The organism is Fictibacillus nanhaiensis, from assembly GCF_036213205.1.
GTDB classification, from domain to species: domain Bacteria; phylum Bacillota; class Bacilli; order Bacillales; family Fictibacillaceae; genus Fictibacillus; species Fictibacillus nanhaiensis_E.
The window spans coordinates 64,812-77,191 of the sequence record NZ_JARMFC010000020.1; the positions used below are offsets into that span (position 1 = coordinate 64,812).

Here is a 12,380-nt window from a genome sequence, read left to right on the forward strand (position 1 = left end):
TTAAAGTGGATAAAGAAGAGAGGAGACCACAATCGTGTTGTTACAGCTAACACCTGCATTTATCACGTTTTTGTTAACCGTTTCACTAGCGCCTCTAATCATATTCACGTTAAAAAAACTAAAACTCACACAGCCTATTAGAGTGGAACTTCCTGCAGATCATCAAGAAAAGAAGGGAACACCCTTAATGTTAGGAAGTGTGTTTTTTGTAGGGATTTTCGTAGCACTTTATTTCTCGACAAGTCCCATCATGCTCTTTCTAGTGGGAACGTTTATACTGTTTAGTTTTATCGGGTTTCTAGATGATTTTTGGAAAGCTTCAAAACAAGATCCTGCCGGGGTCTCAGGAAAGACAAAACTAAAATTTCAGTTTGCGTTCACTATTTTACTCTTATATGTAGGCATTGATCTTTTCGACATTGATACTAGCATTCGTGTGACAGAATCATTGAACATTGTTCTTCCTTACTTCATTTACCTGATCCTAGTCACTCTGTTTATTGTCGGGACGGCGAATGCGATTAATTTTACTGATGGTATGGATGGACTTCTAGGCATGGTTGCAATTCCTACATATTTCTTTTTCTTTGTAATCAGTGAATATACGGAAGTAAAAGTCTTTTGCTTAGTGATGATCGCTACGATTCTAGGATTTTTAATCTATAACTTGTATCCAGCAAAAGCGTTTATGGGGGACACGGGATCACTCGCTATTGGAGGTAGTTTATCGTTTCTTGCCATCATTGAAAACGTTGAAATCTTAATTCCTGTTCTGTTCATTATCTATCTTGCAGAACAGCTTTCTGTCATTATTCAAGTCGCTTATTTTAAACGAACAAAAAAGAAGCTTTTTCGATTCACGCCCATTCATTATCACTACGGAATCAAATATGGTTGGTCGGAAAATATAATCGTAACCGTTTTTGCGATGGTTTCTTGGGCAGCATGTGCAATCTGTTTAGTGTATTACGAGGTATTGATGTAAAGAGAGTGACACAACTTGGTGTGTCATTCTCTTTTTTAGCTGTTGTGTGTTTTTGGAGAGGATTTTCAACCATTATGTAGATGTGGTAGAAATAATGCGGCTTATCGCTTATACGAGGCGGGGTATCACCACTAATTCTATAAAAATTCCTATTAATCTTGGAAATTTTGGAGCTATTCCGGCAAGTTTTAACAATAATCCGGCGAGTTTTGAACATATATCGGCGAGTCGACATTATTAGATAAAAATAAGCAGTTAGATACCCTAAATCCCAACCATCTAACTTCCTTAACAATGAAAAAAGCCCACCGAAGTGAGCTTCTTCAAAACGTAATTCTACCAAATTTCCTCAGCCCATTCTGGGTGATCGATGAATGGGTTGCGGTTATGCTGATAATCTTCGTAAATAATGTTGTTACGGTTGCGTTCCCAGTTATCAACCGGATCCTCTAAGTGCCACTGAAGCAACACAGACATCTTACCGTGATACGGAGCCGTTCCGTTATTGACATTGTTGTTCAATTCTAGTTGTGGTTCACCGCTGTCACCTTCATAACGAACGGCCATGTAGAACAACATGCGGGCAACATCGCCTTTTACTGCATCGCGTGGTTCCCATGAGTCACTGTCGTAATAGTTGCCAAGTGCCTCAGAATGCTGAGAGCCGCCATTATCAAAATCAAGGTTTCCACGAGAGCTGTTTACACTCACATCAGTTGGACGCAAGTGATGGATATCCGTTCCTGGACCCATCGCCGTTCCAAAATCACCATGTGATTTTGCCCAAACGTGCTCTCGGTTCCAATCGTTTACGTTGCCACCGTTTGTTGTTTTGCTCTGCGAACGCCCTGTGTATAAAAGGATGACATTGTTGCTGTTGTTTGGATCTTGATCAGTTACTTTAAGTGCGTTCCATACGGCATCATAAGAGAGTTCAGTGTGATCATCGATAATATTGTGAAGAGCTGTTTTTAATGCTGCTCCAGTTTTCCCTTGAGCAGGATCATAATACGATTCATCAAAAGTTGGTGGGTCTGTAGGGTCTGTTGGCGGGTCTGTTGGTGTTGAACCAGATGCTTTCTCCATAGCCGTTGGATCTTTTAGGCCAGCATGAGAGAAGTAAGCCGCTAGACTGCCTGTTACTTTAATGGATTGACCTTTTAAAGTAGGGTTAGTTTTCAGTCCAAACTGTGATCGGTAAGAAGTTGGAATCTGAACATACACCATATTAGCCGTGTTTGTTTCAGTGGGACTGTCTGCTAAAGCAAGTGCATAATCATTTGGATAATTGCTTGTTACTACGGTTGTGGTTGCGGTAGGTTGTCCTACTACATAACCTTGAACAGTCTTTGCAGAATTGTTCTGATTCGAGATACTTTGAGAAACTGAATAAGGACTAGACCACGATCCATCGCCTGCCGCTTGAAGAGCTGGAATAAATGCTAACGTGCTGACCACTAACGCAATTACTACTGAGAAAAGCGAAAGAAACTTTTTGTTTTCATGCCTTTTCATCATCAACGCCTCCATCCATTTAGTTTTTACCCCTTGTAGCTAGTATTTCTAGTTGTTTCACATATTTCAAAATGTTGGTGAAACAGGATTTATTCTACAATACTTTTATTAATTTCATTTTACAGATTTGTAAAACGAGAAAACTAGCTACAAAGGGAGGAACTAGAAAGGCATTAAAAACAGGTAAATGGACCCAATAAATGAAAAAAAGTTAATTTCTTCTTACTTTCTTACTGTGAAGAACAGAAATGAAACCTTCTAATATTTCATGACTGACTGTGAAGCCTTTACGTTGATAGAAGGATAATGCGTCATCATTCCCATTGGAAACGTAAATAAAGTAATCATCCACTTCATCAAAATGAGAGAGCCAGTCCATAGACATGTTAAATAGTTTAGAACCTACTCCATATTGTCTGTACTCATCCTTAATATAAAATTGAGAAAGGCAACCGACCGCTTCTCTCTGAACGGAATTCATATCAAAAAAGGTGGCAAAATCATTGCGATACACTTCTTTCGGAGAAATGTTTGCATAAACGTATCCTACAGGCTCATTTTTATCTTTGACTACAACGATGTAGTTATGCATCGCTTTATGTATGGATGGAACCAAGCGCGTTTCAAAGTTCATAGTGTCAAATAATTCAGGACTTATGATGGCTTTTGATTTTTGATATTTCATGAGCTCGTTACAGAGTTCTCGGCAAACCTCGACATCATGATCAGGAATAATCTCGTATTTTAATTCCATTTTAATCACTCCCATACGTTAATCATTACGCTATAATTTTATTACATAGAAAAAGGAAAACAAGTATGCAGTAATTTCTTACTAAGTCAGTAAAAACTGATTAAAGGAGACACAACATGAGTAATGAAGGGTATAAGAGAAAGGAAGATTGTCCGTTAACATTTGCTCTTACGCTAATTGGGAGTAAATGGAGACTGCCAATCATATGGGCATTGTGGAAAAATAAGAGGATACGATATAACGAACTGAAACGACAGGTTGATGGAATTACTAACATGGTTTTATCTCAGTCTTTAAAAGAGATGGAAAAACAAGGTCTGGTGGTGCGAACGCAATTCATGGAGATACCGCCTAGAGTGGAGTATTCTTTAACGGAGGCAGGAGAAGCTTTAATTCCATCACTGAAGTCTTTGGCAGAATGGGGAAAAGAGATGCAGATAAATGTGAAGAATCATGTCTAAGTGTCCGTTATGTAATGGCGATAATGCATGTGCGATTTCAAACGGAAAGAACCCTGAAACGTGTTGGTGTATGAGTGTTCAGATCCCAACCCAACTCCTTGAACGTGCTGCATCAGAACGTGAAACGTGTATTTGCGAGACCTGTGTGGATAATTGGAATGAAAAGGGGTGCTGAAAATGAGTGATCAGCACCTGAATTTTTCACCGTTTAAAAGTCTTTATAGGAATCTCTTAACTCAATAATCTTGGAAAGCAAATCTTCTCCAATCTCACTCTTGAACTCTCTGTACACAGTCTCCCAACGCTTCGCCCACTCTCTTTTTTCATCCTCTGTAAGGTAATGAATATCGATTGAAGAGTTTTTCTCAATTAAAGCAAGCTGTTCTTCGTTCATTGAGAAAGATTGATTCTGGTTCCAGCGAGTAGTTTCGTCCAAAGCTTCAGTTATGATTCTCTGCTGCTTCTTCGTAAGATTGTTCCAAAACTCCTCATTCATTATTACGGCATACCCTAAAAATCCATGATTGCTTATAGTAAGGTGACTCTGTACATCAAAGAATTTCTTAGAATAGATGTTAGAGATCGTGTTCTCCTCACCGTTCAGTTCTCCAGATTCCAATAATCGGTACGTATCGTTAAAATCCAATCCAACTGCTTTAGCTCCGACTTGATTAAATTGATTCTCGAGCACTGTACTAGGCATGATTCGCAGGTTTTGTCCTTTTAAATCATCGGGGTGAACGACAGGCCCGTCGTTTGTTGTAATCTGTTTGAATCCATTAATCCACAACGTAAGACCTTTCATTTTTTTCTCTTCTAGTGACTGAAGCAATGTGTTCCCAATGTCTCCGTTTAACGCCTTTATAATGCTTTCAGAAGTAGGCATGGCATAGGGAAGATCAAGAACCTGCCATTTTGGTGAAAAAGATCTTAGCTTTGTAGTAGCTGGCGCGATCATCTGAACATCACCGCGCTGCAGAGCTTCGAGTTCTTCCTGATCGGAATAGAGACCACCGTTTGGAATCACTTCGATTTTAATTTGGCCATCTGATTTCTCATTTACCTGATTTGCAAAACGCTGCGCAGCAAGCCCCTTAGGAGTATTCTCTGCCACCACGTGACTGAACTTGATGACGACCTGATCCTTAATTCCTTTTTGATCGTCGTCAAAGGGAAGTGTTCCTTCTGACATTTTTGTATGAAAACCAATCCAGATTGATACGGCTAAACCTGCCATTAGCATCAGCGCGATCCCAATGAACGATTTCATCATAATTTACCCCAAATCCGTTACTTTTTTAAATAGTCTAACATATTGAAGTTGGAATGATACAATAGGGACAATGAAGAGGAGGATGCTAGTAAATGACGATGAAACGATTACCCATTCGAACAAAAATAATGATTCTTACGTTTGGAATCGTATTCTGTGCCATCCTTATCGGCGGTGTCGTCATTATGGGTAAAATCCTCGATATTCAGGAAGAAGAGCTCGGTAAGCGGGCAATGATTACTTCGCGCACGGTAGCGCAACTTCCTGAAGTGAAGAAATACATTCAGATAAATAAGGGCTGGGGCGAGATAGAGCCAGTCGTTGAAAAGATTCGTGTCATAAATGAAGCCGATTATGTCGTAGTCATGGACATGAATCATATTCGATATTCCCATCCTGTTAAAGACATGATTGGTACCGTGTCTAGAGGGAGTGATGAAGGTGCAGCGTTTGCTGACCACACGTTTATTTCAAAAGCTAAGGGAGAGATGGGGACAGCCGTAAGGGCGTTTGTTCCTATCAAAAATGATGAGTTGGAGCAGATCGGGGTTGTTGTGGTCGGTCATGTAATTCCAGGATATTATGAAGTGTTTCATGATCTGACAGATGAGATGACTCTCATTCTATTATTAGTTCTCTCTTTCGGTGTGATCGGCTCCTATCTGCTAGCTCGTCATCTTAAACAGCAGATGTTCTATTTGGAACCACACGAGATCGTTCGTATGTTCGAAGAAAGAACAGCAACGTTTCACTCTATGCATGAAGGTGTAATCGCCATTGATAAAGAGGAACTCATCACGATCTTTAATGATAAAGCTAAGAGTATATTCTCTGTGAGTGGAAATGTCGTAGGAAGGCAGATTCGTAATGTGATTCCGGATACTCGGTTGCCAGAAATTATAGAACTAAGTCGTCCTGTTTATAATCAAGAGATTCGTGTAAGTGGAAAGGTTATCATGAGTAACCGCGTGCCGATTAAAGTGAAGGACAAAATTGTTGGAGCTGTTGCAATTTTTCAAGATAGAACAGAGGTTGCTAAGATCGCAGAAGAACTGACAGGTGTAAAGGCGTTTGTGGAAGCGTTGCGTGTTCAGAACCATGAACACATGAACAAGCTTCATACGATTGCAGGGCTTTTGCAGTTAGGTGATATGAAAAAAGCGATGCAGTATGTATTTCAAGTATCAGAAGAAAAAGGATCCCTTACTCGATTTTTAAATCAAAAGATTAAAAACGAGAGTCTTGCGGGTCTACTGTTAAGTAAAGTAGGACGTGGAAAAGAGCTCGGAATAAAAGTGGTCATAGATAATGAAAGCTCACTTAAAACCTTTCCAGATCAGCTCGATCAGCATGATTTTGTTACGATCATTGGTAATTTGATAGAGAACGCGTTTGACGCTCTAAAAGGGATACGTGATGGCAGGATTGATGTTTCCATCGCGCAGGATTCTGAGATATGTGCCATCTTGGTTGAGGACAACGGTCGCGGAATGAATCAGGAGGTTTTGCAGCACATGTTTGAAAGAGGATATACGACAAAAGGAAACAATGGGTCAGGAATTGGATTGTACCTGATTCATCAAATCGTAGAAAAAGGTAATGGAGAGATAGAAGTAACATCAAACGAAAAGCAGGGAACAAGCTTTGTGATTGTATTTCCAATGAGCGATAGAGGTGAAGCTGATGAGTGAGATAAAGGTTCTGTTGATTGAAGATGATCCGATGGTTCTAGAAATAAACAAAGCGTTTATAGAAAGAGTAAAGAGATTTAAGGTAATTGAAACGGCATCGAACGGAACAGAAGGGCTGAAACTGATAAAAAAATATAAGCCAGACCTCGTTGTTCTTGATATCTACATGCCAGAGCAGGATGGTGTAGAGACCCTTCAACAGATTCGAGCGAATAAAATTCAGGTAGACGTTATGATAATAACTGCTGCAAATGACTTAGAGACCATTCGTTTCATGATGCAGAACGGTGCGTTTGATTATATTATCAAACCGTTTAATTTTGAGCGTATTGAAAAAGCATTAAACAAGTACAAAACCTATTACTCTACAATGGCACCATCCGGAACGGCAACACAAAAAGATCTGGATACTCTCTTCTTTTCTGAAGTACGCGACGTTCCTGTTACGCTGGAGCTTCCTAAAGGGTTGAACGAACTGACGCTGAAACAGATCGCTAGATTTATAAAAGAGCAGACAGAAGCAAAGTCAGCAGAAGAGGTTGCGGAAGGTATAGGCATCGCACGAGTGACAGCTCGAAGGTATCTCGATTATTTAGTAAAGAGCGGCACCATTCAAATGGACATTCAGTACGGTACGGTTGGACGCCCTGTAAACCGATACCTCTTGAAAAAATAGTTAGAGACCAAAAAGACCAAAACGTCCAATAAGTTCTTAATATTCTAACAAAATACTGAAAGCGTTATCATTATCTTTACAAATGATAACGCTTTTTTCTATGGCTTGTTTAAATTGTGTGGAAATTGTTTGGGGTCTGACCCCGGGTCAGACCCCAATTTATTTTCAAACTCGAAAGGAGAAGAACAATGAAAAGGTTATTTAAGAACTTAACATTTCAGGTTTTAACGGCTATTGCAGTAGGTGTACTTGTAGGACTCTTCTGGCCGGATTTCGGAAAACAGATGAAACCTGTCGGAGATACATTTATTAATGCCGTTAAGATGGTGATCGCGCCAATTATTTTCTTAACGATCGTACTTGGCATCGCGAAAATGGGTGACATGAAGAAGGTAGGGAAGGTCGGAGGCAAAGCTTTCATCTACTTTGAGATTGTTACCACCCTCGCACTCGTAATCGGATTGATTGTTGTTAACGTGTTAAAACCTGGAGCGGGCTTAGACTTTGATAAGCTTGAAAAAGGTGATGTTTCACAATACACATCTGAAGAAGGCGGTAAGATCGATTGGATCGAGTTCGTTACACATATCGTTCCTAGCAACATGGTAGATGCATTTGCTAAAGGTGATATTCTACAAGTACTTTTCTTTTCCATTTTATTTGGTGTCGGACTTACGGCACTCGGAAACAGCGGAAAAATCATTATCGAGTTCTTTGAAAAATTGTTGAACGTATTTTTCAAGATTGTCGGATATATAATGAAAGCTGCACCACTTGGAGCGTTCGGTGCAATGGCATTTACTATTGGAAACTATGGTCTAGAGTCACTCGTCCCGCTTGGCAAGTTAATGATTGCGGTGTACACGACGATGTTCTTCTTCGTTTTTATCGTATTGAATCTGATCTGCAAGATGTATGGATTCAGTTTGTGGAAGTACTTGAAATTTATAAAAGAAGAGCTATTAATTGTTCTTGGGACGAGCTCTTCAGAATCGGTTTTGCCGCGAATGATGAACAAGATGGAGAAGTTCGGATGTTCAAAGTCAGTTGTAGGTCTTGTTATTCCAACCGGTTATTCCTTCAACTTAGATGGAACGTCCATCTACCTCTCGATGGCAGTCGTCTTTTTAGCTCAAGTATTTGGCATTGATCTCAGTATCACTCAGCAGCTAACGATCATCGCTGTTCTGATGCTAACATCAAAAGGTGCAGCAGCCGTTACAGGCGGTGGATTCATCGTTTTGGCGTCAACGCTAACAGCTATGCAAGTCATTCCTGTGGAAGGACTAGCTCTGCTATTAGGAGTTGACCGTTTCATGAGTGAAGCACGTGCGATCGTAAACTTAATCGGAAACGGAATTGCAACGATCGTTGTATCTAAAAGTGAATATGAGTTTGATGAAGGTAAAAGTGAAGAAGCTATTCAGGCGATGTACGAAAATAGAAAAATTGCGGTATAACGTTGGGAAGGAGCTTTGGTCGAAACAGACTAAAGCTCCTTCTTTTTGATATGCTTAATATAAAAGCAAGAAATGGAGGAAATAACTTATGATCTGTAGCATGCTCAATATTAAATATCCTATTATACAAGCAGGCATGGCAGGTGGACCGACAACACCTGAATTAGTAGCAGAAGTAAGTGAAGCGGGAGCATTAGGAACACTTGGTGCAGGATACATGACTCCTCAACAAATTAAAACGGCTTTAGAAAATATTCAGCAACGTACTCATTCTCCAATTGCTGTAAACCTGTTCCTTCCCCAGAATTATGAAATAGAAGATGATGCCATTCTAGCAATGCAGCAACACTTGAATATATACCGTTCAAAACTTGGAATTCCTAAGACGAATAACATTCCATACATGGAAGATCTTTTTGAGAAACAAATCGCTACCGTGATAGAAGCAGGCGTGAAGATAATAAGTTTTACATTTGAAGCGCCGACTAAGAGATTAGTAGAAAAATTACACGCTTCAGAAATCATAGTTATCGCAACAGCAACTTCTGTTAAAGAAGCGATTCAGCTTGAGTCAATTGGTGTAGATCTTATCGTTGCACAAGGTGCTGAGGCAGGAGGGCATAGAGGAACGTTCTTAAATGTTAAAAATGAATCTATGATTGGCACAATGGCACTCGTTCCCCAAGTGGTAGATGCTGTATCCTGTCCGGTTGTAGCAGCGGGTGGCATCATGGACGGCAGAGGAATGGCAGCAGCACTAGCTTTAGGTGCTTCAGCCATTCAGCTGGGTACAGCATTTTTGACAACAAAAGAGAGCGGAGCAGATAGTATTCACAAACAAACGATCCTATCAAGTTGTGATACTGACTCGAAAATTACAAAAGCCTTCTCTGGAAAAAGTGCGAGAGGTCTTAAGAATAAGATGATGATAGATTTGGAGAGTCGTATTCAAGGTGATTTGCCTCCGTATCCACTGCAACATTTACTAACATCTGATATTAGAAAAGAAGCGGCTAAACAAGGAAATAAAGATATGATGTCCATGTGGGCAGGTCAAGCATCAGGTCTAGCTAGAGTAAGAACTGCTGGAGATTTGGTGGAAGATTTAGTTGATCAATGCGAGAGCGTACTCAAGAAAACCACATGGAGATAAAGTTTATTTGTAACGGTCTATTTTCATCCAAGTCCTAATAAAATTTGTATAAGATTACAAATCTAATCGATAGGGGTGAAAATCATGGATTTTATGACCGATTTTGCGCCGTACATTGGTTTAGCTGTGATTTTATATGCCATTCGTCATACGGATCGTTTTTCGAATAAGTATATCCCCATTGTTGCAGTTGTCTTAGGCGTTCTTTATGCCTTTTGGGAAGCGGGAGCTGCTACACCAGAAGCCACATTAATCGGGTTAAAATATGCACTCCTTGGAATAGGAACAGTCGCGGGTATTAAATATTCAGTAGAGAAAAACTTAAAAAAATAAGCGGTAATGAGAACAGTGCTTAAACTCAAGCGCTGTTTTTTATTGTACAAAATATATATTAAAGTTAAACAAATATTGTGTTCGATGTTTAACTACTTTAACTTATGGGAAAGGGAAAATATCAAAGGAAGTAGTAGGAGGGTGTTGCTAAAATGAACATACGACATGACCTTGATCGTAATGTTTTAAACAGATTGCATCATAAGGATTCAAGTGCCTTGAAACAGATGATCGATTCATATAGCACACTACTATTTCATGTAGCCCTCCGAATAACTGGTGATAAGCGTGTTGCTGAACAGGTATTGTGCGAAGTGTTTCGCGACTTATGGGATAACTCAGACCATTACACAAAAGTAAAAGACAAATTTCTTTCAAGTTATTTAATAAGATTATGTAAATTAAAATGTGTCGATCGCGAAGAAATTCACATTACTCACTTATTATCTAAAAAGTCAAAAAATTATGTTGCGCATAATGCGACGATCTGATATTATAAAAACGCTTACAACTAATGTGTGAAGTAATGGAGAAAATACACGATCTGTACTTTTTCTATTCTACTTTAATGATGAATGAACGCTCTGCACGAGTATGTAGAGCTTTTAGGCAACATTCTACAATGGACTTATTTGAAAAAATAAGTACTTTCGAATGTTGTCTTTTTATTTGTCTTACATTAGGGTAAGGTTCATGAATGTTTAACTTTATTAACTTTTAGGGGGGATTTAAGGATGAAAAAGTCAAAAAATCGTTGGCTCATTGCTTTATCAGCTGTCGGGATTCATATTTCTATTGGTTCCGTGTATGCTTGGAGCAACTTTACAAATCCATTGATCGAAAAATTTGGGTGGACAGCTTCACAAGTACAGATGACATTTAGTATCGCCATCCTTTTCTTAGGTTTGTCAGCAGCTTTTTTAGGACATTTTGTTGAAAAACATGGTCCCAAGAGAGCGGGTCTGCTTGCAGCCATTTTCTTTGGAGTAGGAATTGCAGGCTCAGGTCTTGCAGTGAATCTCGGCTCGTTAACCATGCTTTACATTTTTTATGGAGTACTTGGTGGAATCGGACTCGGTGTAGGATATATCGCGCCTGTTTCTACACTGATTAAATGGTTTCCCGATCGTCGTGGTTTAGCAACAGGACTTGCTATCATGGGATTTGGTTTTGCAGCAGCGATCAGTTCACCTATTATGGACGCACTTATTAAATCAGTTGGTATTGCAAACACATTCTTCATATTAGGAATTGCTTATTTTGCTGTAATGACTTTGTCCTCTCTTTATTTAGAAAAACCAGAAGAAGGATGGCTTCCTGCTGGGTTTAAAGAAAATGTAGAGAGTGGAAAAGTAAAAATAAAAAAAGACCTCTCACAACTAACAGCTAACCAAGCGATAAAAACACGCCGTTTTTACTATTTGTGGATCATGCTGTTTATCAATGTTACATGTGGTATTGCTATACTTTCTGCCGCAAAACCTCTTGCAGAAGAGAGTATCGGATTAACAACCGCTGAAGCAGCAGCACTTGTAGGCGTACTAGGATTGTTCAACGGTTTTGGTCGAATCGGATGGGCATCCATTTCAGACTATATCGGGCGACCTAATACATATACGACATTCTTCGTTCTGCAGATCGCGCTTTTTTTCATGTTGCCACAAACATCATCATCCATTCTTTTTCAAGTGATGCTAGCAGTTATCTATACTTGTTACGGTGGAGGTTTCGCATCAATACCAGCATATATTGGCGACCTTTTTGGAACAAAACAGGTTGGAGCTATCCATGGCTACATCTTAACGGCATGGGCAGCAGCAGGTCTTGCAGGTCCATTGTTCGCAGCATGGATTAAGGATACAACAGGATCTTACGCGAACAGTTTAACTTTCTTTTCTGGATTGTTTATACTAGCACTCATCGTATCCATATTAGTCCGTTTTGATATGAAAAAACTCGCAGCAAAACAAGAAAAATCCGTTGCATAATCTTCCAAAATGCAGTGTCTTTATTAATGGGAAGGCACTGCTTGTTTAATGATTGAAAATACAAGAGCCGTACTTTTGAAAATAAACACCT

General features: G+C 39.5%; 13 protein-coding genes. 10 read left to right on the forward strand and 3 right to left on the reverse strand.

The features are described 5' to 3' along the window. Positions 1-34 precede the first annotated feature (34 nt). Positions 35-985 carry a phospho-N-acetylmuramoyl-pentapeptide-transferase gene (mraY, locus tag P4V41_RS17475; protein ID WP_328086460.1) on the forward strand — a complete coding sequence of 317 codons (951 nt, stop codon included), beginning with the start codon at positions 35-37 and terminating at the stop codon, positions 983-985. Between the two features lie 336 nt (positions 986-1,321). Here mraY and P4V41_RS17480 read toward each other — a convergent pair whose 3' ends face one another. Beyond that, the gene (locus P4V41_RS17480) at positions 1,322-2,500 is read right to left on the reverse strand and encodes an endonuclease (RefSeq protein ID WP_328086461.1); all 1,179 of its coding nucleotides are present in this window, start codon (positions 2,498-2,500) and stop codon (positions 1,322-1,324) included. Positions 2,501-2,711: 211 nt separating this feature from the next. Continuing rightward, positions 2,712-3,254, reverse strand: coding sequence for a GNAT family N-acetyltransferase (locus tag P4V41_RS17485; protein ID WP_328086462.1), 543 nt, complete (start codon positions 3,252-3,254; stop codon positions 2,712-2,714). A 116-nt stretch (positions 3,255-3,370) separates the two neighbouring features. Here P4V41_RS17485 and P4V41_RS17490 point away from each other — a divergent pair, with 116 nt between their 5' ends. Together P4V41_RS17490 and P4V41_RS17495 are read left to right on the forward strand one after the other, a co-directional pair. After that, positions 3,371-3,715 carry a helix-turn-helix domain-containing protein gene (locus P4V41_RS17490; protein ID WP_328086464.1) on the forward strand — a complete coding sequence of 115 codons (345 nt, stop codon included), beginning with the start codon at positions 3,371-3,373 and terminating at the stop codon, positions 3,713-3,715. Then, a complete protein-coding gene (locus tag P4V41_RS17495) occupies positions 3,708-3,890 on the forward strand; it encodes a cysteine-rich CWC family protein (RefSeq protein WP_328086465.1) in 183 nt (60 codons plus the stop codon). Before P4V41_RS17490 ends, P4V41_RS17495 begins: the two co-directional genes overlap by 8 nt. Positions 3,891-3,923: 33 nt before the next feature. Here P4V41_RS17495 and P4V41_RS17500 read toward each other — a convergent pair whose 3' ends face one another. After that, on the reverse strand, positions 3,924-4,985 hold the full coding sequence (locus P4V41_RS17500; RefSeq protein ID WP_328086599.1) for a DctP family TRAP transporter solute-binding subunit: 1,062 nt from the start codon (positions 4,983-4,985) through the stop codon (positions 3,924-3,926). 95 nt (positions 4,986-5,080) lie between these two features. On the opposite strand from P4V41_RS17500, the gene P4V41_RS17505 reads away from it, so the two are divergent. The 7 genes from P4V41_RS17505 to P4V41_RS17535 all read left to right on the forward strand — a co-directional run bounded on the left by P4V41_RS17505 (position 5,081) and on the right by P4V41_RS17535 (position 12,289). Further along, positions 5,081-6,679 (forward strand): sensor histidine kinase, encoded by a 1,599-nt coding sequence (locus P4V41_RS17505; protein WP_328086467.1) that lies wholly within the window; start codon positions 5,081-5,083, stop codon positions 6,677-6,679. After that, on the forward strand, positions 6,672-7,355 hold the full coding sequence (locus tag P4V41_RS17510) for a response regulator (protein ID WP_328086468.1): 684 nt from the start codon (positions 6,672-6,674) through the stop codon (positions 7,353-7,355). Before P4V41_RS17505 ends, P4V41_RS17510 begins: the two co-directional genes overlap by 8 nt. Positions 7,356-7,543: 188 nt before the next feature. Further along, positions 7,544-8,815: a C4-dicarboxylate transporter DctP gene (gene dctP, locus P4V41_RS17515; protein WP_328086469.1), complete on the forward strand. Its 1,272-nt coding sequence runs from the start codon at positions 7,544-7,546 to the stop codon at positions 8,813-8,815. An 88-nt stretch (positions 8,816-8,903) separates the two neighbouring features. Beyond that, positions 8,904-9,968, forward strand: a complete 1,065-nt coding sequence (locus tag P4V41_RS17520) for an NAD(P)H-dependent flavin oxidoreductase (RefSeq protein WP_328086470.1) — start codon at positions 8,904-8,906, stop codon at positions 9,966-9,968. A gap of 84 nt (positions 9,969-10,052) precedes the next feature. Further along, positions 10,053-10,301, forward strand: coding sequence for a phage holin family protein (locus tag P4V41_RS17525; RefSeq protein ID WP_328086471.1), 249 nt, complete (start codon positions 10,053-10,055; stop codon positions 10,299-10,301). A 152-nt stretch (positions 10,302-10,453) separates the two neighbouring features. Next, positions 10,454-10,792, forward strand: coding sequence for an RNA polymerase sigma factor (locus tag P4V41_RS17530; RefSeq protein ID WP_328086473.1), 339 nt, complete (start codon positions 10,454-10,456; stop codon positions 10,790-10,792). Positions 10,793-11,035: 243 nt separating this feature from the next. Further along, complete coding sequence (locus P4V41_RS17535; RefSeq protein WP_328086474.1) at positions 11,036-12,289, forward strand: L-lactate MFS transporter; 1,254 nt, start codon at positions 11,036-11,038, stop codon at positions 12,287-12,289. Positions 12,290-12,380: the final 91 nt, after the last annotated feature.